Source organism: Streptomyces sp. NPDC050759, assembly GCF_044456945.1.
In the GTDB taxonomy this organism is placed as follows: domain Bacteria; phylum Actinomycetota; class Actinomycetes; order Streptomycetales; family Streptomycetaceae; genus Streptomyces.
Genome location: NZ_JBITGI010000002.1, coordinates 801,228 through 823,483, shown reverse-complemented (window position 1 = coordinate 823,483; position 22,256 = coordinate 801,228). Strand labels below are relative to the sequence as shown.

The window sequence follows — 22,256 nt, the reverse complement described above, 5'->3', positions numbered from 1 at the left end:
ACCCGCTCGTGCTCGTCCGTCCCCTGAACGGAGCTGATGCACATGAACCGCCGTACAGCCCTGGCCATGGTCGTGGGAGCCGCCCTGCTGATCCCCGGGTGCACCGGCACCGGTGGGTCGTCGAAGGGCGCCGACGCCAAGGCGCCTGACGACCCGTCGAAGGTCACCGGCACCATCAAGGTCCTCACCGTCCGCACCGACCTCGTGCAGGACGGCACGCTGAAGAAGTACGCCGCCGAGTTCAGCAAGACCTATCCGAAGGTGAAGGTCGAGTTCGAGGGCATCACGGACTACGAGGCCGAGGTCAAGATCCGGATGAACACCGAGAACTACGGCGATGTCCTGCTGATCCCGGCCGTCATCAAGAAGAGCGACTACCCGAGGTTCTTCGCCTCGCTGGGCACCCAGGAGGAGCGCGCCAAGAAGTACCGCTTCACCGACTTCACCGCCGTCGACGGCAAGGTGTACGGGCAGAGCCCCGTCGCCGTGAGCCCCGGGTTCGTCTACAACAAGCGGATCTGGAAGGAGGCCGGGGTCACCGAATGGCCCACCACCCCGGCCGAGTTCGTCGCCGACCTCAAGGCCATCAAGGCCAAGACCGACGCGATCCCGTACTACACCAACTTCTCGGCCGGCTGGCCGCTGTCCTCGTGGACGTCCGTTGACGGCGCGGTGACCTGTGACCCGAAGGCGACCGACAAGCTCGCCGAGGGCGACCCCTGGGCGAAGGGAGCGGACCTGCGCGTCGGCGACCAGCTCCTGTACGACATCGTCCACGAGGGGCTGATCGAGAAGGACCCGACCACCAGCAACTGGGAGGAGTCCAAGCCCCGCACCGCCAAGGGTGAGATCGCCACGCAGTGGCTCGGCACCTGGGCGATCGTGCAGTTCCAGGACGCGGCGAAGAAGGCCGGCGTGAACCCCGACGACATCGGCTTCATGCCCTTCCCCGCCCAGACGGACGGGAAGTTCTGCGCGACCATCGCCCCCGACTACAACCAGGCGGTCAACGTCCACTCCCCGCACAAGGAGGCGGCCCGGGCCTGGATCGACTGGTTCACCGACAAGTCCGGCTATGTCGAGGACAACCTCGCCCTCTCCCCGCTCAAGGACGCGCCGCTGCCGTCGGTCCTGAAACCGTACGAGGACCAGGGCGTGAAGTTCATCGAACTGGACGACGCCCAGGGCGCGAAGGTCAAGCAGATCGACAACGAGTCAGAGGTCGGCCTCTACGCCCCCGAGTACCGCCAGAAGCTCGTCGACCTCGCCCGCGGCGCCCGCAAGGGCAGCCTCGACGACTTCCTCGCCGACCTCAGCAAGCGCTGGACGGACACCCAGAAGAACCTGGGGTCCTGATGACGGACACGACACAGAAGGCGGCCGTGGAGGTGATCCCGGCCGCCCCCGTCCCGGCACCGCCCACGCGCCGGACCCGCGTTTGGCGGGGCGTGACCCCCTGGCTGTTCCTGATCGCGCCGCTCGCCCTGCTGATCACCTTCACCTACGCGCCGATCGCCAACATGATCGCGTACAGCTTCACCGACTGGGACGGCGTCAGCCCCGAACTGCACTCCACGGGCGTCGAGAACTACCGGGAGGTGTTCACCCGCCCGGATCTCTTCGAGGTCTTCTGGGTCAGCGGCTACTACCTCGCCGCCTCCGTGGTCCAGATCGTCCTCGCGCTCTACTTCGCGACGATCCTGAGCTTCAACGTCCGTTTCCGGAACTTCTTCAAGGGCGTGCTCTTCTTCCCGTACCTGATCAACGGCGTCGCGATCGGCTTCGTGTTCCTCTACTTCTTCCAGGACGGCGGCACCCTCGACTCGGTGCTGAGCCTGTTCGGAGTGCACACCGACCACGCCTGGCTCGGCACCCCGGTCTCCGCGAACACCTCGCTGGCCGGCGTTTCGATCTGGCGCTATCTCGGCCTGAACTTCGTGCTCTTCCTGGGCGCGATCCAGTCCATCCCGGGGGAGTTGTACGAGGCCGCGGAGCTGGACGGGGCGGGCCGCTGGCACCAGTTCCGCCACATCATCGCGCCGGGCATCAAACCGGTCCTGACGCTGACGGTGATCCTCTCGATCTCCGGCTCGCTGTCGGTCTTCGAGATCCCGTACATCATGACCGGCGGCGCGACGGGCACCGAGACCTTCGTGATCCAGACGGTCAACCTGGCCTTCCGCTTCAACAAGACGGGCCTGGCCTCGGCGGCCGCCGTCGTCCTCCTGCTGATCATCCTGCTGGTGACCTGGGTGCAGCGGCGCCTGGTCCCCGACGACAAGGTGGACCTCGTATGACACGCCGTACGATCGCCCGCGCCCTCGTCCATTTCTCGCTGATCGCCGCGACCCTGGTCGTCCTGCTTCCGCTCGCGGTCGTCCTCCTGACCTCCCTCAAGTCCGAGAAGGAGATGGCGAACACGAGCGGTGCCCTCGAGCTCCCGCACGACCTGCTGAACTTCCACAACTACGTGACGGCGTTCCAGGACGGCGAGATGCTCTCCGCCTTCACCAACACGGCGATCATCCTGCTCATCTCGATCGGCGGCACGGTCCTCATCGGCTCGATGACGGCCTACGCCATCGACCGCTTCACCTTCCGCTTCAAGAAACTGGTGGTGGCGCTCTTCCTGACGGCCGCCCTGGTCCCCGGCGTCACCACCCAGGTGGCCACGTTCCAGATCGTCAACAGCTTCGGCATGTTCGACAGCCTCTGGGCCCCGATCGCCCTCTACATGGGCACGGACATCGTCTCGATCTACATCTTCCTGCAGTTCGTCCGCTCGATCCCGGTCTCCCTGGACGAATCGGCCCGCCTGGACGGCGCCAACGCCTTCACGATCTACCGAAAGATCATCTTCCCGCTGCTGAAGCCGGCGACCGCGACGGTGGTGATCGTGAAGGGCATCACCGTCTACAACGACTTCTACATCCCCTTCCTTTACATGCCCTCGGAAGATCTTGGCGTGATCTCGACGTCGCTGTTCCGCTTCCGAGGCCCCTACGCGGCCCACTGGGAGGTCATTTCGGCGGGAGCGGTCCTGGTGATCCTGCCGACCCTGATCGTCTTCCTGAGCCTGCAAAGGTTCATCTACAACGGTTTCATGCGAGGCGCGACCAGATGACCTGCTGGTTCCGCCGCGGCTAGGCGGAAAGCGCGGCCACCAGCACAGGAGTCACCTGCTCGACCTGCCACGCCCGAGCCCCGTGGCCGGCCAATGCCGACGCGACCGACTCCGCGCTCACCACACCCGGCGGCTCCCAGCAGACCCGCCGCACCGTGTCCGGGGTGATCAGGTTCTCCTGAGGGATGTTCAGCGACTCGGCCAACGCGGACACCGCGGCCCGCGCGGCGGACAACCGCGCGGCCGCCGCGGGATCCTTGTCGGCCCAGGCCCGCGGCGGCGGCGGCCCGGTGAGCGGCTGCCCGGGCTGCGGCAGCTGTACCTCGGCAAGGGCCCTGGCCCGATCCACCGCGGCCTGCCACTGCTCCAGCTGCCGCCGTCCCATCCGATGCCCGAACCCGTTCAACGCGGCCAGCGCATGCACGTTGACCGGCAGGGCGAGCGCCGCCTCGACGATCGCCGCATCGGAGAGCACCTTGCCCGGCGACACGTCCCGCCGCTGGGCGATCCGGTCCCGCGCCTCCCACAGTTCCCGTACGACGGCCAGCTGCCGGCGCCGCCGCACCTTGTGCATCCCGGAGGTCCGGCGCCAGGGATCCTTGCGCGGCTCGGCCGGCGGGGCCGAGGCGATCGCGTCGAACTCCTGAAGCGCCCACTCCAGCTTCCCCTGCCGGTCGAGCTCCTTCTCCAGCGCGTCGCGCAGGTCGACGAGAAGTTCCACGTCGAGGGCGGCGTACCGCAGCCACGGCTCGGGCAGCGGACGGGTCGACCAGTCGACGGCCGAGTGACCCTTCTCCAGTACGAAGCCCAGCACCCCTTCGACCATCGCGCCGAGCCCGACCCGGGGGTACCCGGCGATCCGTCCGGCCAGCTCGGTGTCGAACAGGCGCGAGGGCACCATGCCTATCTCGCGGAGACACGGAAGATCCTGCGTGGCGGCGTGCAGCACCCACTCCACACCGGAGAGGGCCTCGCCGAGACCGGAGAGGTCGGGGCAGGCCACGGGGTCGATCAGTGCGGTCCCCGCGCCCGCGCGGCGCAGCTGCACGAGATACGCGCGCTGTCCGTAGCGGTAGCCGGAGGCCCGCTCGGCGTCGACGGCGACGGGGCCGGAGCCCGCGGCGAACGCGGCGATCACCTCGGCGAGCGAGTCCTCGTCGGCGATCACGGGCGGAATGCCCTCGCGCGGCTCCAGCAGGGGGATCGGCGCCTCCGCTGCAGCAGATCCGCCATCGTCCGGAGGGCCGCCTCCGGTGGTTCGCAGTGAAACGTCTGCTGCGGTCTCTTGGGCGTCGGTCACATGTCAAGGGTATCTGTGTATGGACAGCGCCTGCCGACGGAACGTTCCGTCGGCAGGCGCCTGGGGGTCGTAAACCAGTCAGCCCGGTGAAAGCTCTGGTTCACGTCCGTGAACGGCGAGGCTCGAAAGAGCCTCAGTGGATGATGCCGGTGCGCAGGGCCACCGCCACCATGCCGGCGCGGTCTCCCGTGCCGAGCTTGCGGGCGATCCGGGCGAGGTGGCTCTTGACGGTCAGTGCGGACAGGCCCATCGAGACGCCGATCGCCTTGTTCGACTGCCCTTCGGCCACCAGCCGCAGTACTTCGACCTCACGGCCGGAGAGCTCGCGGTAGCCACCCGGGTGACTCGGGGCACCCGGGGGGCGGCGGTGCATACGGGCGGCGGCGGAGCCGATGGGGGCGGCGCCGGGCCGGGTGGGGAGCCCGACGTTGGTGCGGGTGCCGGTGACGACGTAGCCCTTGACGCCGCCCGCGAGGGCGTTGCGCACGGCGCCGATGTCGTCGGCCGCGGAGAGGGCGAGGCCGTTGGGCCAGCCCGCGGCGCGGGTCTCGGACAGCAGGGTCAGGCCGGAGCCGTCGGGAAGGTGGACTTCGGCGACGCAGATGTCTCTGGGGCTGCCGATTCGGGGACGGGCCTCCGCCACGGACGAGGCTTCGATGACATCGCGCACACCGAGCGCCCAGAGGTGACGGGTGACGGTGGATCGGACGCGCGGGTCGGCCACGACCACCATGGCGGTGGGCTTGTTCGGGCGGTAGGCGACCAGGCTTGCGGGCTGCTCGAGGAGAACGGACACCGGGCCTCCTGGGGTGCGGGACGGCTTGGAAGGTCACAGACGTCTTCGGCACCGAACCCGGCGTCCTTTAGAGAATGATCACGATCTAGTGAGTAACAATTAGTGCAATTCGGACGTACGGTCGATCGTTCGGTGAACATATCGGTTCGTTCGATGGCTCACTCCTGACTGAAAGTGGCCGTATCGACAAATTGATGCTCCGTGTGGGTGGTCAGCGCGCCTGCGGGTCCCGCCGCTGTGGCAACGTCACGATCGACGCGTCACCCGGACCGGCCGGCGGCAGACCCGCGACCTGGGCCAGCAGGTCGCACCAGGAGGCGAGGTGCCCCGCCGTGTCCGGCACCCCGCCCAGGCCCTCGCGGGGCGTCCAGGAGGCCCGGATCTCGATCTGCGAGGTCGCGGGGCGCTCGGCCAGACCGCCGAAGTAGTGCGAGCTCGCGCGCGTGACGGTGCCGCTCGGTTCGCCGTACGACAGCCCGCGCGCGGAGAGCGCGCCCGTCAGCCACGACCAGCACACCTCGGGCAGCAGCGGGTCGGCGGCCATCTCCGCCTCCAGCTCCGCGCGCACGAGCGTCACCAGCCGGAAGGTGCCCCGCCAGGCGTCGTGTCCGTCCGGGTCGTGCAGCAGCACGAGCCGCCCGTCGGCGAGGTCCTGGTCGCCGTCGACGACGGTGGCCTCCAGCGCGTACGCGTGCGGGGCGAGCCGCTGTGGGGCCCGGGTCGCCTCGACCTCGATCTGCGGCCGCAGCCGACTGCCGCGCAGGGCCTGAACCGCGGCCTGGAAAGCCGGCGGAGCCGCACCGCCGCCATCCCGGTCCCCTTCCTTCGCGTCGTCCATCCCACCAGCGCCGTCCGACAGTCGTCCTTGAGCCGCAGCCATGCGGGAAGGTTAAAGGGAAGGGCGGCGTGGTGCCGCCCTAGACACCCGGACTTGGCTCCATGCCCACACAGACACCGCGCACTCGGCACTCACCGCACCGTGCGAGACTTTCCGACGTGAGTGCACCTGAGACGCCGCAGTCAGCCGCCTACGACTCCGCCTTCCTCAAGGCGTGTCGCCGTGAACCCGTCCCGCATACCCCCGTGTGGTTCATGCGACAGGCCGGGCGCTCGCTGCCGGAGTACCGCAAGGTCCGCGAGGGCATCCCGATGCTCGAGTCCTGCATGCGGCCCGAGCTGGTCACCGAGATCACCCTCCAGCCGGTCCGCCGGCACAACGTGGACGCGGCGATCTACTACAGCGACATCGTCGTCCCGCTGAAGGCCATCGGTGTCGACCTCGACATCAGGCCCGGCGTCGGCCCGGTCGTCGAGAACCCGATCCGCACCCGCGCCGACCTGGCTCAACTGCGTGACCTCACCCCCGAGGACGTCTCCTACGTCACCGAGGCCATCGGCCTGCTGACCCGTGAGCTCGGCCCGACCCCCCTCATCGGTTTCGCGGGCGCACCTTTCACCCTCGCGAGTTACCTCGTCGAGGGCGGCCCGTCCCGCACGTACGAGAACGCCAAGGCGATGATGTACGGCGACCCCGAGCTGTGGGCCGACCTGCTCGACCGCCTCGCCGACATCACCGCCGTCTTCCTGAAGGTCCAGATCGAGGCCGGCGCCTCCGCGGTCCAGCTCTTCGACTCGTGGGCCGGCGCCCTCGCCCCCGTCGACTACCGCCGCTCGGTCCTGCCCGCCTCCGCGAAGGTCTTCAAGGCGGTCGAGGGGTACGGCGTCCCCCGCATCCACTTCGGCGTCGGCTGCGGCGAACTGCTGAAGCTCATGGGCGAGGCCGGCGCGGACGTCGTCGGTGTCGACTGGCGGGTCCCGCTCGACGAGGCCGCCCGCCGCGTCGGCCCCGGCAAGGCGCTCCAGGGCAACCTCGACCCGACGGTCCTGTTCGCCTCCACGGAGGCCGTCGAGGCCAAGACCCGCGAAGTCCTGGACTCCGCCGAGGGCCTGGAGGGCCACGTCTTCAACCTCGGCCACGGCGTCATGCCGTCCACCGACCCGGACGCCCTGACCCGCCTCGTGGAGTACGTCCACACGCACACCACCCGCTGACTCACCAGGTGTGCCGGGGCCGTGCCTTCCTGCCGAACAGCAGTCCGCGCGGTTCCGGCGGCGGGGGAGTGCCCGGCTTGAGCGGCCAGGCCAGCAGCATCCCGACGAGGAAGCCCACGACGTGCGCCGCGTACGCCACCGTGCCGGCGGCGGAGACGCCCTCGCCGGAGGAGTACACCGCCTGCAGCACGAACCAGAAGCCCAGCACCAGCCAGGCCGGCAGTCTGAGCGGCAGGAAGACCAGGAAGGGCACCAGGACCCACACCCTGGCCTTCGGGTACAGCACCAGATAGGCGCCCAGGACCCCGGCGATGGCTCCCGACGCACCGATCAGCGGGTCGCCCGAGTCGTCGTTGAGGAGCGCGAAGCCGTACGACGCCGCGTAGCCGCAGACGACGTAGAACAGCGCGAAGCGCACATGCCCCATACGGTCCTCGACGTTGTTGCCGAAGATCAGCAGGAACAGCATGTTGCCCAGCAGGTGCAGCCAGCCGCCGTGCAGGAACATCGCCGTGAGGACCGACAGCGGCGGGGACTTGTCGTAGTCCGGCGGGGCCACCACACAGCCCGCCGAGCCCTGCGCGCTGGTGCCGACGTCGCCCGTGGGGACCAGCCGCGGCATCTGATGGTGGATCAACTCCTGTGGGACCGCCGCGTAGTGGTCCAGGAACGCCTGGAGATGGCACAGCTGGGACAGGCTGCTGTCGCCCGCCACGGAGCCGGCCAGGCCGGGCGTGAACAGGAACACGAGGACGTTCGCGGCGATGAGCGCGTACGTCACCACGGGGGTGCGGCGCACAGGGTTCACGTCATGGACGGGGATGACCACAAGGAAGTAGTGCCCGCGATGGGCCCCGCGAATCGGTGGCGCGTCGGTGAACACCCGCGCGCACGCGTGCGTATGTCTCCTCAACCGCCCGCGGCACGGGGAAGGCGGGCCGCGGGGACTACGTGAGGAACCACCGATGAACGACCGAATTACTCCTCCGATGCACGCTCTTCCCGACGGCGAGGCCGAGATCTCCCTGGTGCTGCGGCTGCCCTGGGAGGACGTGGCCAGGCTCGGCCAGGAGGCCGGGCGGCTGGCCTCGCAGATGCAGCGGCCGGTGACCCTCGACGAGGCGGTGAGCAACCGGCTCAGGACCACGCGGCCCGCCTCGCACGCCAAGCCGGCGGGTGAGCAGCCGACCGCGATGCCCGCCAACACCAGCGCCTCCGTCTCGGCGCTGCCGCCCAGGCCGCCGGCCGACCAGGCCCGCCAGGCCATCGAGCGGATCAACGGCACGGCGTAGCCGTCAGGAGGCCCGCACCTTCGCGGCGGCCTTCCTGGCCGCCACCAGCACCGGGTCCCACACCGGGCTGAACGGCGGCGCGTACCCCAGGTCCAGGGCCGTCATCTGCTCCACCGTCATCCCCGCCGTCAGGGCCACCGCGGCGATGTCGACCCTCTTGCCCGCGCCCTCTCTCCCGACGATCTGCACGCCGAGCAGCCGCCCCGTGCGGCGCTCGGCGAGCATCTTCACCGTCATGGGGGAGGCGCCCGGGTAGTAGCCGGCCCGGCTGGTGGACTCGATCGTGACCGACACGAACTGCAGGCCCACCCGACGCGCGTCCTTCTCGCGCAGCCCGGTGCGGGCGATCTCCAGGTCGCACACCTTGCTGACGGCCGTGCCGACGACCCCGGGGAAGGTGGCGTAGCCGCCACCGACGCCCGTGCCGATGACCTGGCCGTGCTTGTTGGCGTGGGTGCCCAGCGCGATATGCCGCTCCTGGCCCGAGACCAGGTCGAGGACCTCCACGCAGTCGCCGCCCGCCCAGATGTTCTCGTGGCCGCGCACCCGCATCGCGAGGTCCGTCAGGAGACCGCCGTGGCTGCCCAGCGGCAGACCGGCCGCCCTCGCGAGCGTCGTCTCCGGGTGTACCCCGATGCCGAGCACCACCACGTCCGCCGGGTACTCGGCGTTCTCCGTGGCCACCGCCCGCACCCGGCCGTCCTCGCCCGTGAGCACCTTGGTCACCGCGGCGTCGTCGACCATGGTGATGCCCAGACCCTCCATGGCCTCGTGCACCAGGCGGCCCATGTCCGGGTCGAGCGTGGACATGGGCTCGCTGCCCCGGTTGACCACTGTCACCTCGTAGCCGCGGTTGATCAGTGCCTCGGCCATCTCCACACCGATGTACCCGGCGCCCACCACCACCGCCGTGCGGCCACGCGTGTGTGCCAGCGTGTCGATGAGCGCCTGGCCGTCGTCGAGCGTCTGCACCCCGTGCACACCGGGGGCGTCGACTCCCGGCATGTCCGGGCGGATCGGGCGGGCGCCGGTCGCGATCACGAGTTTGTCGTACGACGTCCAGGACTCGGCCCCCGACTCGAGGTCACGCGCGCGTACCCGCTGTCGGCCGACGTCGATCTCCATGACCTCGGTGCGCATGCGCAGATCGATGTCACGGGCCCGGTGCTCCGCGGGCGTACGGGCGATCAACTGGTCCGGCCCGGTGACGTCCCCGCCCACCCAGTACGGGATGCCGCAGGCCGAGTAGGAGGTGAAGTGGCCCCGCTCGAACGCCACGATCTCCAGTTCGTCGGGGCCCTTCAACCGGCGTGCCTGCGACGCCGCGGACATCCCCGCGGCGTCGCCGCCGATCACGACCAGACGTTCCCTCGTGTCCCGCGTACGGCTCATGTTCATGCGAACACGCTACGAGGGCGCGGCATTTCAGTCCTGCTCGCCCCGCTCCTGCTCCCGTCCCGGGTCCGGGACGGGGCGTGCCACGGGCAGCGGGCCCAGAGCGGTCGAGGCGGCCGCGTGCGCGGTCCGGCGCGGCAGCCGGGGCCGCACCAGCCGCAGCCACACCAGCACGAGCAGCGCGATCCCGGCCAGGAACGGCAGCACCGCGGCCACCGCCACCACGACCCAGCGCAGCATGGTCACGAACGCGTCCCAGCCGCCCGCCAGCGCGTCGACGACACCTGGGTCGTCGTCCTCCTCGGCCTTGACGACGGGCGACTCGGACAGGGACAGGGTGATGGTGGCCAGGCTCGTACGGTCCTTCAGGGAGGCCTGGCGGGCGAGCAGGGACTCCAGATCGGCCTGACGGGTGCTCAGTTCACCTTCCAGGGTCACCACGTCGCTCAGTTTGGTCGCCTTGTCCATCAGCTCCCGGATCCGCGCCACACTCGCGCGCTGCGTCGCGATCCGGCTCTGCACGTCGACGACCTGGTCGGTGACGTCCTGCGCGTTCGCGGTGCGCTCCAGGAGTTTGCCCGCGCCTTCCAGGTCGCCGAGGACCTCGTCGTACTTCTCGACGGGCACCCGCAGCACCACCTCCGTCTGCTCCCGGCCCTCCTCGTCGCGGGAGGTGGACTCCTTGCCGACGAAACCGCCCGCGTTCTCGGTGGTGGTGCGGGCCGCGGCGAGCGCCTTCGACACGTTCTTGACCTGCACGGTCAGCGTGGCGGTGCGGATGATGTGATTCACCGCGGGCTGGGGGGCGGTGGTGGCCTGCTTGCCGCCGGCCTCGGCGCCGGCCGCGCCCTCCGCCTGACTCTGCGCCGCCTTGTCGTCGGACAGGGCGCTGCCGCCGTCGCTGCTGCTGTCGGCGCCTGAGCTGCACCCGGTCAGGGCGAGGCCCGCGGCGAGCAGGAGGCCGGCCAGGGCCCGCGCGGGCCGTACGGAACGTCGTGATCGTGATGTGCGCATGCGGGCGTCCCCCCGAGGGTCGTGAACAACTGACGCTCCTTCGACGCCGGAGGGGGTGCGAACGTTGGACAGCGGTGGTTCCGATGCGGTCACGGTCGGGACTCGTGAAGGACACCGGGCCGCCGTCGGACTGTCAGTGGGGTCTGAGAGGCTGGGGCCATGAGCGGATCACGGGTCGTCGTCATCGGAGCCGGCATCGCGGGACTGGCCGCGGCGCACCGGCTGGCGCAGCGCGGCGCGCACGTCACCGTGCTGGAGGCGTCCGACCGGGTGGGCGGCAAGCTGCTGCCCGGCGAGATCGCGGGCGCGCGCGTCGACCTCGGCGCCGAGTCGATGCTGGCCCGCAGGCCGGAGGCGGTGGCCCTCGCGCGTGAGGTGGGCCTCGACGACCGCCTCCAGCCGCCCGCCACCGCGACCGCCTCGATCTGGACCCGCGGCGCCCTGCGCCCCATGCCCAAGGGCCACGTCATGGGCGTCCCCGGCACCGCCGAGGCCCTCGCCGGAGTGCTGTCCGAGGAGGGCCTCGCGCGCATCGCGCAGGACGCGGAGCTGCCCCGCACGGAGGTCGGCGACGACGTGGCGGTCGGTGAGTACGTGGCGGCGCGCCTGGGCCGCGAGGTCGTCGACCGCCTCATCGAACCCCTCCTCGGCGGGGTCTACGCGGGCGACGCGTACCGCATCTCGATGCGCTCGGCGGTCCCGCAGCTCTTCCAGGTGGCCAAGACCCACACCTCGCTCACCGAAGGCGTCCGGGAGATCCAGGCGCGGATGGCCGCCAACCAGCAGACCGGGCCGGTGTTCATGGGGATCGAGGGCGGGGTGGGCACCCTCCCGCTCGCCGTCGCCGACTCGGTCCGCGCGCGCGGCGGCGAGATCGTCACCGGCGCCCCGGTGACCGAGCTGCGCCGCGAGCCGTCCGGCGGCTGGAGGGTCGTCGCCGCGGACCGCGTCGTGCGCGCCGACGCCGTGATCGTCGCCGTCCCCGCCCCGGCCGCCGCCCGCCTCCTGCGCGCCGAGGCCCCCGAGGCCGCCACCGAGCTCGACACCGTGGAGTACGCCTCCATGGCCCTGGTCACCCTCGCCTACCGCCGCTCCGACACCGCCCTGCCCGCGGGCAGCGGCTTCCTCGTACCGCCGGTCGACGGCCGCACCATCAAGGCGTCCACCTTCGCCTCCCAGAAGTGGGGCTGGATCGCCGACGAGAACCCGGACGTCGTCGTCCTGCGCACCTCCGTCGGCCGCTATGGCGAGACGAAGATCCTGGAGCGCGACGACACCGCCCTGGTGGACGTCTCCCGCCACGACCTGCGCGAGGCCACCGGGCTTGAGGCCACGCCCCTGGAGACCCGCGTCACCCGCTGGACCGACGGCCTGCCCCAGTACCCCGTCGGCCACCACGCGCGCGTGGCCCGCATCCGCGAGCACGTCGCCAAGCTCCCGGGCCTCGCGCTGTGCGGCGCGCAGTACGACGGCGTCGGCATCCCGGCCTGCATCGCCGGCGCCCACGCGGCGGTGGACCAGATCCAGGGCGACCTGACCGCCGTACGGGAGCTCACCGCCAACCCGGTGCAGAGTCTGCACGGCGGAGCGGGAGAATAGGGCCCATGAGCAACGACGCCCCCACCCCCGAGTCCGGCAGGGTCCCGAACAAGGGCAAGCTGGCCAAGGACCTCAACGAGGTCATCCGTTACACGCTCTGGTCCGTCTTCAAGCTGAAGGACGTGCTCCCCGAGGACCGCACGGGTTACGCCGACGAGGTCCAGGAGCTGTTCGACCAGCTCGCCGCCAAGGACGTCACGATCCGCGGCACCTACGACGTGTCCGGGCTGCGCGCCGACGCCGACGTCATGATCTGGTGGCACGCGGAGACCAGCGACCAGCTCCAGGAGGCGTACAACCTCTTCCGCCGCACCAGGCTGGGCCGCGCGCTGGAGCCGGTCTGGTCGAACATGGCGCTGCACCGCCCCGCCGAGTTCAACCGCTCGCACATCCCGGCGTTCCTGGCGGACGAGCACGCCCGCGACTACGTGAGCGTCTATCCCTTCGTCCGCTCCTACGACTGGTACCTCCTCCCCGACGAGGACCGCCGCCGCATGCTCGCCGACCACGGCAAGATGGCCCGCGGCTACCCGGACGTCCGCGCCAACACGGTCGCCTCCTTCTCCCTGGGCGACTACGAGTGGATCCTGGCGTTCGAGGCCGACGAGCTCTACCGCATCGTCGACCTCATGCGCCATCTGCGCGCCTCCGAGGCGCGGATGCACGTCCGCGAGGAGGTCCCGTTCTACACCGGCCGCCGCAAGGACATCGGCGACCTCGTGGCGGGCCTCGCCTGATCAGCGAGCGGGTCCGACGGCCGCCTTCCGAGAGCTGCCCTTCGTCTTTGTCTTCGGCTTCGGCGTGGGCTCGGGGTGCGGGGCGCATGCGGCGCGCCGCACCGGGAGGCGGCCCTCAAGCAGGTAGGCGTCCAGGTATCCGTTGACGCAGGGGTTCGGGCCGCCCGCGATGCCGTGCGTGCCCGCGTCCCGCTCGGTCACCAGCACCGAGCCGGACAACCGCCGGTGCAGCTCCAGGGCGCCGGCGTACGGAGCCGCCGCGTCCCTCTCGGCCGCCAGAATCAGCGTCGGCGGCAGCTCACCGGGCCCGGTCCGCACATCGAGGGCCCGCTGCCGCGGCGCGAGCCAGTACGCGCAGGGCAGGTTCATCCACACGTTGTCCCACGTCTCGAACGGCGCCACCCGCGCCAGCCGGGTGTTGTCCCGGTCCCACACCTTCCAGTCCGTCGGCCAGGGCGCGTCGTTGCACTCGACGGCGGTGTAGACGGCGTTGGAGTTCTCCGCCTCCTTCGCCGCCTCCTGATGCGGCCCGGCCTGCTGGATCAGTGGCTTGGGGTCCCCCTTGAGATACGCCGACAGGGCCTGCGCCCGATGCGGCCAGAAGTCGTCGTAGTACCCGGCCGTCAGGAACGCCCCCCGCAGTTCCCCGGGCCCGACCTTCCCCCCGGCCGGCTCGGCGGCCAGCCGCGCCGCCGCCCTGTCGTAGCTGCGCAGCACCTCCTCGGCCGTGTTTCCGAGCCCGTACACGTCGTCGTGCCTGGCGATCCACTCCCGGAAGTCCGCCCAGCGTTCCTCGAACGCGGCCGACTGGTCCAGGTTGTTGCGGTACCAGACCTGCTCGGGGCCCGGGTTCACGGCCGCGTCGAAGACCATCCGCCGCACATGCGAGGGGAACAGCGTCGCGTACAGCGCGCCGAAGTAGGTCCCGTACGAGGCCCCCACGAACGTCAGCTTCCGCTCGCCCAGCGCGGCCCGCAGCACGTCCAGGTCCCGGGCGTTGTTCAGGGAGGTGTAGTACCGGAGAGCCGCGCCCGCCCGCTTCGCACACCCGCGCGCGTACGCCTTCGCCTGCGCGATGCGTTCCTTCTTGTACGACGGCGAGGGGTGCGTCGGTGTCTGCGTGGGCGCCTTGAGGTACTGCTTGGGGTCCGTGCAGGACAGCGGCGCCGAACGGCCCACCCCGCGCGGTGCGTAGCCGACGAGGTCGTACGCCGCGGCGAGCCCCTTCCACGCGGGGAGCGCGCCGACCAGCGGGAAGTACATGCCGGAGCCGCCGGGACCGCCGGGGTTGTGGACCAGGGCGCCCTGCCGGGGCACCCTGCGCTTGCTGTTGTGCGGGTCCTTGTGGGTGGCCCGCACCCGGCTGACGGTCAGTTTGATCTGCCGTCCGTCGGGACGCGCGTAGTCGAGCGGGACGGACACCGTGCCGCACTGGACGCTGTCGGGCAGGTCCTCCGCCGCGGGGCAGGCGCCGAAGCGGATTCCGGCCGTCCCGGCGCGCGCGGCGGCGATCGCGGTGCCGTGGACTTCCGCCGCACCCGGGGCGGCCGGAGCGCCCCCGGCCGGTGCGGCGGTGAGCGCGGTCAGCAGCAAAGACCCGGCGGCCGTGTAGAGGGCGGGGGCTCTCATCGGTATCCCTTCGGTGCGCGGCAGCGACAAAAGGGATGTTTCGTTCGACCGCGGGGGAAGGCAAGCACCGCCCCGCCGGTGTCGGCCCCAATGCCTCCGTGCGCCCCCGGACGAGCTCAGTCGCGTCCGTGCGGCCGGCGGTGCTCCTCGCCGCGTCCGCCGGGCCGTTCTCCTCGCCACTCCTCACGAGGACGGCCGCGGTGCTGCTCGCGGTGGGCGAAGGCCGCGCGCAGATCCGGTTCGCCGACCGCACTGATGCCGCGTACGGCGACGGAGGTGAGATACGTCCGCTCGTCCGTGCCGCCGGTGCGCCGGGTCAGGGCGCCGAGCAGCCGCTGGCCGGCCGGGGACGCCCAGCGCGAGTACGGGTGGACCTCCATCCGCGCGATGGCCAGGCAGCTGAGGGACAGCGCGAGCGGCAGCGCGAACCAGAGGGCGACCAGGTGCCGCGGCATCTCCGACGGGGCGGGCGCGAGCAGCGCGATCGCGCCCAGCGCGACGACGGCCACCGAGGCCAGCCGCACCTGGCGGACCGCCGCCGCGATGCCGGACCGGGCGCCGTCGGGCACGGCGAGGCCCGCGTCCACGAGCCGGTCGGCGATACCGCGTACCGCGTCCGCCGAGGCCGCGTCCGCGCGCACCGGCGCGATCCGGGACTGCCCCTCAGGGCCGATGGCCCCGATGACCGTGCGCTCCATCTCGTCCCGCCCCCGCGGGTCGACGACGGTCGCCCAGCCGGTGTGGGCCAGCAGCAGCCGTCGCTGCCGGGCCATGGAGACGAGGGTCAGATCGGCGACCCGGCGCGGTCCGCCCGACAGGAACGCGGCCTCGTACAGGGTCAGATCGTGTCCCCGGGCATCCGCGTCGGCGGCCGCCGCGTGTACGGCGGCCAGGCACAGCCGCGTACACGCGGTGCCGGCGGCGGCCCAGGCCAGCAGCAGAAGAAGAACCCAGAACATGCCGCGTTTCTATGCCAAAGGCTCCCGGCGGCGCCATGGGCTGTTCACGATCCGGACGGAGTGTTGTCGGTGTGTGACGTTCCGTTTGTCCGGAAGCGGACTATGACGGGACGGGGTCCGGCGGCGGGCTGGAGGCGGCCGGGGGCAGAGTGAACTGCGCGGTGTACGGCGACGGGGTGACCGGAACGACCGCGCCCGGGTCGGTCGTCGGGCCGGGCGGAGCCGGGGAGTTGGTGATCGGGGGCGTGCTGCCGGTGGCCATGTCCCGGGCCAGGGCGCCGAAGTCGACGTACCCGGTGGCCTCCAGGATCTTGATGTGGTCCAGCACGGTGGTGTTGGCGTCGTCGGCCAGGGCGCGGACCAGGGAGTTCTGGGTGCTCGCGCGAACCTGCGCGACGACCGAGAACACCCTGCCGTGCGCGAGACGCAGGATGTTGGCGAACTGGCGGTCGTAGTCGACGCCCTGGGCCTGGTTCAGGGTGTCGAGCCACTGCTTCTGCTGATCGCTGGGCTCGTTGGGCAGGGCGAGTCCGAGCTTCGACGCCACGTCACGCACGCGTGCGTCGAGGAACGTGTGCCCCTCGACCAGGTGCTGCCCCGCCGTCCGTACGGCCTGCGTCGTGCCCTTCTGCTCCGCCTGCTGACCCGCGGGCAGCTCCCACAGCCCCGCCAGCCGCACCTTCGTGACGAACTCCCGGTCCAGCGCGGAGAGCGGCCCGTACGGCGTCGTCACGGTCCCGGCGTTGAGCACGCTCAGTCCCGTGCCGGAGCGGTCGGCATACGACCAGATCGGGATGAGCAGGGCCACCAGGGTGGCCGTCAGCCCGGCGATGATGACCCCGTTGCCGGAGAAGATGCCTCGCCCCTTGACGGGCGGTCGCGGTCGCATGGTGCCTCCTGTTGCGGCACCGCACGCTAGTGGGATTCAGGTGCGGGATTGACATATTACTGCCGGGTCCGTGGAGGTCGTTCGTCGGCTGCGGGCCGGTGGGGGCTGGTCGCCGCGCCCGGCGCCCCTGGGTGGGTTGCAGTCGCTGTGGGCCGCCGTGCCTGCGCGACCCGCAGACCGCGACCCGCAGCGGCATCCTGCCGGCGCGGGGCTGTTCGGCCCCGCCTCGGGTCTCGATCCGGCGTATGGCTTCGGGACGCCGCCCTGGCCGCCCAGCGGCATCCCACCGTCGCGGACGAGCGACACCCACCCGGGCATCCACCCCGGGCACCCGCACCCTCAGTGCCGCAGCAACACCCTCCGCGTGGCCCGAGCCAGCCGCACCGCCGGCCTCCGGGACCTCGGGGTGGGCCCCGACCGCTCCAGCCACCACTCCCGCAGCTCCCGTCGCACCCTCGCGTCCGCCAACTGGCCTCCCAGCAGCAGCTGTTCGGCGAAGCTCAGCGCGTCCCGCCGGTACCCGTCCGTCATCGGCGCCCGCTGCGCATACGCCAGGAACGCCGGCCGATAACCCGCCCCGAGGATCACCGGCAGTTCGGGCGCGACCTTCGCCACCACGTCCGCACGCTTCCCCGCGAGTGCCCGCGCCTGCACCCCAAGCCGCACCCGGTCGAACCCCTCCGGCACCGGAGTCCCCGCCACGAGCGCGGACAGCAGCGCGGTCTGGGCGAGGGCGAGCCGCTGGCGGGCGGGGTCGGTGGAGACGCTCGACGGCTCCACGGAGGCGGCAGCGCGCCACGCGCCGTCGGTGCGTGCCCCGCCGCCCTTCTCCACCGCTTCCCGGATGGCTCCCAACTCCCGCTCCAGTTCGCCCGGTTCGGGGAAGTTCTCGTCCCGCTCCAGCAGCACCCCCGGCGGCGAGACGCGGGAGGCGAGGTCGGTGAGGATGTCGAGAACGGGCCGCGGCACCGGGTGGGCGTGGCTGTCGTGCCACACCCCGTCCCGCTCGAAGCCGCCCGCGACATGGACGTACGCGATGGCCTCCAGCGGAAGCCCGGCGAGTGCCTCGGCCGGGTCCTCGCCGCGGTTGACGTGGTTGGTGTGCAGGTTGGCCACGTCGATCAGCAGCCGTACCCCTGTCCGGTCCGCGAGGTCGTACAGGAACTGGCCCTCGGTCATCTCCTCGCCCGGCCACGAGATCAGCGCGGCGATGTTCTCCACGGCGAGCGGCACCGGCAGCGCGTCCTGCGCGATGCGGATGTTCTCGCAGAGGACGTCCAGGGCGTCCCGGGTGCGCGGGACCGGCAGCAGGTGCCCGGCCTCCAGGCGCGGGGAGGCGGTCAGCGGGCCGCCCGCGCGGACGAACGCGATGTGCTCGGTGACCAGCGGTGCGCCCAGGGCCTCGGCCCGCTCGGCGAGAGCGAGGAGCCGCCCCGCGTCGGGCCGGTCGGCGCCGCCGAGGCCGAGCGAGACACCGTGCGGCACCACGGTCACCCCGCGCTCCCGCAGCCGCCGCAGCGACTCGGGGAGGTGCCCGGGGCACAGGTTCTCGGCCACGGCCTCGACCCAGTCGATGCCCGGCATGCGCTCCACCGCGTCCGCGATCTCCGGCCGCCATCCGATACCCGTCCCCAGTCGCTCCATGGTCCGTCCCCTCCTCGGCCTCTCCCGCATCCGCTCCGGTCGCCGTCCGCGCGGCGTGACGGAGGTATGGCCCCGGGCCCCGGACCCGAACCGTGCCCGGGGGACCTTCAGAGCAACATTTGAGGTTCGACCCCGACACGGCCGACGACATCACCTGCCGCTTCGGCCCCAGCACTCGCAGCGTCTCTTCCCCGACCTTCGACCCGGTCACGGCCCACGCCCGCCGGGAGCCGTCTGGTTCGCGGCCACCACTGCGGCTCCTGGCCCAGAACCGCAGTGCCTCCTCCAGCTGCTTCAGCGCGGGCGCGAACCCCGGCCCACGGCCGGCGACGTCACCCGCCCGGTCCGGGCCAAGCCTGCGGGTCCCGGCCCAGCAGTCGCAGCGTCTCCTCCAGCGGCCCCGTCCCCTCCGCGACCTTCAGGGCGGGCGCGAACGCGAAGCCCGGCCCGCGGCCGGCGGGGTCCGTCGGGACGCGTCGGGCCACGGCCAGGGCCGCGGTGAGCACCTCGTCCGTCAGGTGGAGTCGTACGCCGAGCGTGGCCGCCACGTCCCACGCGTGCACCACGTAGTCGACGAAGTGAAAGGCGATCGCCGTGCGGCCGGGAAACCCTCCGCCCAGCTCCGGCAGCTCGAATTCCCGCTCCAGAACGCCCGGTTGGGCGAACGCCGCGAGCACCGCGTCCGCAGCCGCCCGATGCGCACGGGCCGGCTCGCCCGTCCCCTCCTGCTCCCGCCAGTACCCCGGATCGCCGCCCACGCCTCGAGCGGCGGCCGCGAACCCGTGGTGCTGGGCGGTCATGTGCGCCACCAGCCGCCGCAGGTCCCACCCCGCGCAGGGGGTGCCCCGCTCCCAGTCCCCGTCGTCGCCGTCCCGGGCCGACTCCACGAGCCGCGAAGCCTCCTGTACGGCGATCCGGTCCAGCTCGACGACATCCATCAGCGCTCCTCGGTGATCAGGTCCAGGGCGTACGCCCACACGGCATCGGGGTCGAACTCCTCGAACTCCCGCCGGAAGGACCGCAGTTCACCGCGCCCACGATGCGCACGCACGATCCGCACGTGGTCGGGGCGCCCGGTGAACTCCTTCAGTCCCCGCTCGTCGGCCCACACGGACACAGACCCGGAGCGCCGTCGGAGAGGATCCGCGAACAGCCACATCCCGACCGCGCCGGGTGTCGAAGGCCAGGTGCGGCGCAACCGCATCCCGGCCAGCGCGACGGCGACGGACTGCCCGTACCCGTGGGCGGTGAAGTCGGTGACACCGACGAGCACGTAGTCGTCGAGCGGGATGGCGGGACCGGACTTCCAGCGGGAGCGAAGGACGCGTCGTCGAGGAGTACCCATGCCCCGACCCTAAAACTAAACGAACGATCGTGCTACTAGTTTCCGTGCTTGAATCCCGGAGATCCCAGAGTGCTTCAGACGTCAGAGTCCCAGCCGTGACGCGATGCCCCGCCGGGCCCTGACATAGGGCGTGGCCTCGCCGTGCAGCAGCGACATCGCGTTCGCCGTCTCCATCAACGCGACGACCTCGAAGGCGAGTTGCGCCGGATCGGTGTCCGCGCTCAGCTCACCCGCGGCCCGCGCCCGCTCGGCGCACCGCTCCAACTCGCCGAGCCAGGCCCGCTGGGACTCGACGAGCGCGTCGTGGACCGGCCCCTCGCGGGCGTCGAACTCGGCCATCACGCCGTAGAAGAAACAACCCCCCGGGAAGACCCGCTGCTCCGAATACCGGAGCCAGCCCTCGCACAGCCCCCGCAGCCGTTCGACCCCCTCGGCCGCCTCGGAGACCGGCTCCAGCACCTCGACGACGAAGATCCGCGAGGCCTCCCGCACGGTCGCCAGCTGCAGCTCCTGCTTGGATCCGAACAGAGCGAACACCCCGCTCTTGCTCAGCTCCAGCTCCCCGGCCAGCCGCCCCACGGACAAGGCTTCCAGCCCCTCGACCGAGGCGATGTCGACGGCCCGCCGCAGCACTGCCCGCCGGGTGCGGTTGCCCCGCTCGACGCGTCCATCGACCCGGGTCATCGCAGCGCCGGATGGTCCGCGACGACCGTGCAGGAGCCCGGCGCGATCTCGGTGAAACCGGCGTCACGGACCAACGGCAGCCCGCTGGCGGTGAGTTCAGCCCACCGCGCGGGATCCGCGGCCCGTACGGCGAGCGGGAACCCGGCGTCCCGCCAGGCGGCCCGCTCCTCGTCGGACAGCTCCCACCAGGCCAGTTGGGCGCCGTGACCGGCCTGGGCCATCGCCTTGCCGGCCGACATGTCGAGGTCCGGATTGAGCCACAGGACGGGAGCCGCCGGGTCCGCCTCCACCGGCGGTTCGGGGTCGTCGAGGTCGGTTCCGGAGACCTGGAGCCTGGCCAGATCCTTCGGCCAGCCGTCGAGCGGCACCGGCGGGAACACCCGTACCTCCGCCGACTTACCCGTCACGGTGATCCCGGGCAACCCCTCGGCCCGCCGCCACTCGGCGCCCCGCGCCCGCCGTACGACCTTCCGGATCCGGGCGTCCTGCCAGTCCCGCACCACCTCGGCCCACTCCCCGTCACCGACGGAACGCTCGTCGCCGAGCAGGACGAGAACGGCGCGGGCGGCGGTCTCGAGAGCGTCGGTGCGAGCAGGCGGAGCCGTCTTCTCGATACGGACGACCAGGGGCAGCACGAACTGGGGTGCCTGGTCGCGTGCGGTCGGTTCGGAGCGGAAGGGGCTGTCGGTCGAGGGCGTCACGTCGTGGCTCACCCGGACAACCCTAAGGTCACCCGGAGCAGGCCGTGCGCTGAGCCTCCTGCCACTCGCAGACCGGGCACAGGGTGATCCCCTTGTACGACTCCGGATACTCCGTCGGCTTCCGGCACAGCACGCACTCCGCGTACGGCGGCCCGTCGGCGACCGGAGGCTTCGGCACGTCGCCGATCGTGCAGTAGTCCTCGCTCATACCTCCAGCCTAGGACCCGATCAGCTCGGACACCCTCACGAACCGGAACCCCCGCTCACGCAGCTGAGGCACCACCGCCCGCACCACCCGCTCCGTCGTCGGCGCGGCACTGCGCGTGCAGTGCATGACCACGACCGACCCCGGCCGCACCCCCTCGAGCACCTGGCGGGTCACCGCCTCCGCGTCCGTCGCGAACGCGTCCCCGCTCACCACGTCCCACTGGACGGCGGTCACGCCGACCGGGGTCAGCGCCTTCAGTGCCCGCCGGTCGTAGCACCCGCCGGGAAAACGGAAGTACGGCCTCGCGTCCGGCACCCCCGCCCTCCGGAACGCCGCGTACGCCCGCTCCACATCCGCCCGCATCCGGTCACCGGAGACCGTCGGCAGCCCGTAACAGTCGTCGGTGAAGGCGTAGTGGCTGTAGGAGTGGTTGGCGACCTCGAAGAGCGGGTCCCGCCCGAGGGAACGGGCCTGCTCCGGATACTGCTCGGCCCACCGCCCGGTCATGAACACGGTGGCCGGCACCCTCAGTTCCCGCAGGGCCGCGATCAGCCCAGGATTGTCGAAGTGCTCGCCGGCCGCCGCCCGCGCCCCCTGGTCCGCCGTCATGTCGGCGTCGAAGGTGAGCGCGACGGTCCTGCCGTGGGTACGGGACCCGTTCCTGAAGACGGGGGTCAGGCCGCCGGGGCCGGGGGCGAGAGTCGGGGGTGCGGTAGGAGCCGTAGGGGTCGCGGAGGGTTCGGGGCGGACGGGCTGCGGCGTGGCGGCACAGGCGGTGAGGGCGGCGCCGAGGACACAGGCGGCGGTGACTCGTCGTACAAAAGTGATCACCGTACGAAAGTAGGGCGAATCCTCCTATTTGCCTCTCACCTCGGCCGCAACGTCACC

Annotated in this window: 23 protein-coding genes; 7 read left to right on the top strand and 16 right to left on the bottom strand. The window is 71.5% G+C overall.

Annotated elements, in window-relative coordinates:
- Positions 1 to 42: 42 nt before the first annotated feature.
- The 3 genes from ACIBJB_RS09460 to ACIBJB_RS09450 are packed head-to-tail and all read left to right on the top strand — an operon-like array spanning position 43 to position 3,124.
- On the top strand, positions 43 to 1,356 hold the full coding sequence (locus ACIBJB_RS09460; RefSeq protein WP_398928217.1) for an extracellular solute-binding protein: 1,314 nt from the start codon (positions 43 to 45) through the stop codon (positions 1,354 to 1,356).
- The gene (locus ACIBJB_RS09455; RefSeq protein WP_398928215.1) at positions 1,356 to 2,297 is read left to right on the top strand and encodes a carbohydrate ABC transporter permease; all 942 of its coding nucleotides are present in this window, start codon (positions 1,356 to 1,358) and stop codon (positions 2,295 to 2,297) included. Before ACIBJB_RS09460 ends, ACIBJB_RS09455 begins: the two co-directional genes overlap by 1 nt.
- Entirely contained in the window at positions 2,294 to 3,124 is an 831-nt protein-coding gene (locus tag ACIBJB_RS09450) for a carbohydrate ABC transporter permease (protein WP_398928213.1), read from the top strand. Before ACIBJB_RS09455 ends, ACIBJB_RS09450 begins: the two co-directional genes overlap by 4 nt.
- A gap of 19 nt (positions 3,125 to 3,143) precedes the next feature.
- On the opposite strand, the gene ACIBJB_RS09445 is transcribed toward ACIBJB_RS09450, so the two are convergent.
- From ACIBJB_RS09445 to ACIBJB_RS09435, 3 genes are all read right to left on the bottom strand, one after another.
- Positions 3,144 to 4,424 carry an HRDC domain-containing protein gene (locus tag ACIBJB_RS09445; RefSeq protein WP_398928211.1) on the bottom strand — a complete coding sequence of 427 codons (1,281 nt, stop codon included), beginning with the start codon at positions 4,422 to 4,424 and terminating at the stop codon, positions 3,144 to 3,146.
- A gap of 133 nt (positions 4,425 to 4,557) precedes the next feature.
- Positions 4,558 to 5,220: a response regulator transcription factor gene (locus tag ACIBJB_RS09440; RefSeq protein WP_057611178.1), complete on the bottom strand. Its 663-nt coding sequence runs from the start codon at positions 5,218 to 5,220 to the stop codon at positions 4,558 to 4,560.
- Between the two features lie 211 nt (positions 5,221 to 5,431).
- Positions 5,432 to 6,100 (bottom strand): DUF3000 domain-containing protein, encoded by a 669-nt coding sequence (locus ACIBJB_RS09435; RefSeq protein WP_398928208.1) that lies wholly within the window; start codon positions 6,098 to 6,100, stop codon positions 5,432 to 5,434.
- Positions 6,101 to 6,216: 116 nt separating this feature from the next.
- On the opposite strand from ACIBJB_RS09435, the gene hemE reads away from it, so the two are divergent.
- Positions 6,217 to 7,272, top strand: a complete 1,056-nt coding sequence (gene hemE / locus ACIBJB_RS09430) for a uroporphyrinogen decarboxylase (protein WP_398928206.1) — start codon at positions 6,217 to 6,219, stop codon at positions 7,270 to 7,272.
- Position 7,273: 1 nt separating this feature from the next.
- On the opposite strand, the gene ACIBJB_RS09425 is transcribed toward hemE, so the two are convergent.
- On the bottom strand, positions 7,274 to 8,101 hold the full coding sequence (locus ACIBJB_RS09425; RefSeq protein WP_398928204.1) for a rhomboid family intramembrane serine protease: 828 nt from the start codon (positions 8,099 to 8,101) through the stop codon (positions 7,274 to 7,276).
- Positions 8,102 to 8,237: 136 nt separating this feature from the next.
- Between ACIBJB_RS09425 and ACIBJB_RS09420 the strand changes: the two genes are divergently transcribed.
- Positions 8,238 to 8,564 carry a hypothetical protein gene (locus tag ACIBJB_RS09420; RefSeq protein ID WP_398928202.1) on the top strand — a complete coding sequence of 109 codons (327 nt, stop codon included), beginning with the start codon at positions 8,238 to 8,240 and terminating at the stop codon, positions 8,562 to 8,564.
- A 3-nt stretch (positions 8,565 to 8,567) separates the two neighbouring features.
- On the opposite strand, the gene ACIBJB_RS09415 is transcribed toward ACIBJB_RS09420, so the two are convergent.
- Together ACIBJB_RS09415 and ACIBJB_RS09410 are read right to left on the bottom strand one after the other, a co-directional pair.
- A complete protein-coding gene (locus ACIBJB_RS09415; RefSeq protein WP_398928200.1) occupies positions 8,568 to 9,962 on the bottom strand; it encodes an FAD-dependent oxidoreductase in 1,395 nt (464 codons plus the stop codon).
- 27 nt (positions 9,963 to 9,989) lie between these two features.
- The gene (locus tag ACIBJB_RS09410; protein WP_398928198.1) at positions 9,990 to 10,973 is read right to left on the bottom strand and encodes a DUF4349 domain-containing protein; all 984 of its coding nucleotides are present in this window, start codon (positions 10,971 to 10,973) and stop codon (positions 9,990 to 9,992) included.
- Positions 10,974 to 11,132: 159 nt separating this feature from the next.
- Here ACIBJB_RS09410 and hemG point away from each other — a divergent pair, with 159 nt between their 5' ends.
- Both hemG and hemQ read left to right on the top strand, forming a co-directional pair.
- The gene (gene hemG / locus ACIBJB_RS09405; protein WP_398928196.1) at positions 11,133 to 12,572 is read left to right on the top strand and encodes a protoporphyrinogen oxidase; all 1,440 of its coding nucleotides are present in this window, start codon (positions 11,133 to 11,135) and stop codon (positions 12,570 to 12,572) included.
- Positions 12,573 to 12,577: 5 nt separating this feature from the next.
- The gene (gene hemQ / locus ACIBJB_RS09400; RefSeq protein ID WP_398928194.1) at positions 12,578 to 13,309 is read left to right on the top strand and encodes a hydrogen peroxide-dependent heme synthase; all 732 of its coding nucleotides are present in this window, start codon (positions 12,578 to 12,580) and stop codon (positions 13,307 to 13,309) included.
- Here the strand turns inward: hemQ and ACIBJB_RS09395 are convergent, their stop codons facing one another.
- The 10 genes from ACIBJB_RS09395 to ACIBJB_RS09350 all read right to left on the bottom strand — a co-directional run bounded on the left by ACIBJB_RS09395 (position 13,310) and on the right by ACIBJB_RS09350 (position 22,199).
- Entirely contained in the window at positions 13,310 to 14,938 is a 1,629-nt protein-coding gene (locus tag ACIBJB_RS09395; protein ID WP_398928192.1) for an alpha/beta hydrolase, read from the bottom strand.
- Positions 14,939 to 15,054: 116 nt separating this feature from the next.
- Entirely contained in the window at positions 15,055 to 15,897 is an 843-nt protein-coding gene (locus ACIBJB_RS09390) for a TIGR04222 domain-containing membrane protein (RefSeq protein WP_398928190.1), read from the bottom strand.
- A gap of 100 nt (positions 15,898 to 15,997) precedes the next feature.
- The gene (locus tag ACIBJB_RS09385; protein ID WP_398928188.1) at positions 15,998 to 16,786 is read right to left on the bottom strand and encodes a DUF4142 domain-containing protein; all 789 of its coding nucleotides are present in this window, start codon (positions 16,784 to 16,786) and stop codon (positions 15,998 to 16,000) included.
- A 339-nt stretch (positions 16,787 to 17,125) separates the two neighbouring features.
- Complete coding sequence (locus ACIBJB_RS09380; RefSeq protein ID WP_398928186.1) at positions 17,126 to 18,430, bottom strand: DUF692 domain-containing protein; 1,305 nt, start codon at positions 18,428 to 18,430, stop codon at positions 17,126 to 17,128.
- A 332-nt stretch (positions 18,431 to 18,762) separates the two neighbouring features.
- Complete coding sequence (locus ACIBJB_RS09375; protein ID WP_398928184.1) at positions 18,763 to 19,368, bottom strand: TIGR03086 family metal-binding protein; 606 nt, start codon at positions 19,366 to 19,368, stop codon at positions 18,763 to 18,765.
- Positions 19,368 to 19,775 carry a hypothetical protein gene (locus tag ACIBJB_RS09370; protein ID WP_398928182.1) on the bottom strand — a complete coding sequence of 136 codons (408 nt, stop codon included), beginning with the start codon at positions 19,773 to 19,775 and terminating at the stop codon, positions 19,368 to 19,370. Before ACIBJB_RS09370 ends, ACIBJB_RS09375 begins: the two co-directional genes overlap by 1 nt.
- Positions 19,776 to 19,856: 81 nt before the next feature.
- Entirely contained in the window at positions 19,857 to 20,459 is a 603-nt protein-coding gene (locus ACIBJB_RS09365) for a TetR/AcrR family transcriptional regulator (RefSeq protein WP_398928180.1), read from the bottom strand.
- Entirely contained in the window at positions 20,456 to 21,172 is a 717-nt protein-coding gene (locus tag ACIBJB_RS09360; RefSeq protein WP_398928178.1) for a peptidyl-tRNA hydrolase, read from the bottom strand. The genes ACIBJB_RS09365 and ACIBJB_RS09360 overlap by 4 nt, the downstream gene beginning before the upstream one ends.
- Before the next feature lie 16 nt (positions 21,173 to 21,188).
- Positions 21,189 to 21,368: a hypothetical protein gene (locus tag ACIBJB_RS09355; RefSeq protein ID WP_266391175.1), complete on the bottom strand. Its 180-nt coding sequence runs from the start codon at positions 21,366 to 21,368 to the stop codon at positions 21,189 to 21,191.
- Positions 21,369 to 21,377: 9 nt separating this feature from the next.
- Entirely contained in the window at positions 21,378 to 22,199 is an 822-nt protein-coding gene (locus ACIBJB_RS09350) for a polysaccharide deacetylase family protein (RefSeq protein WP_398928175.1), read from the bottom strand.
- Between the last annotated feature and the right edge of the window lie 57 nt (positions 22,200 to 22,256).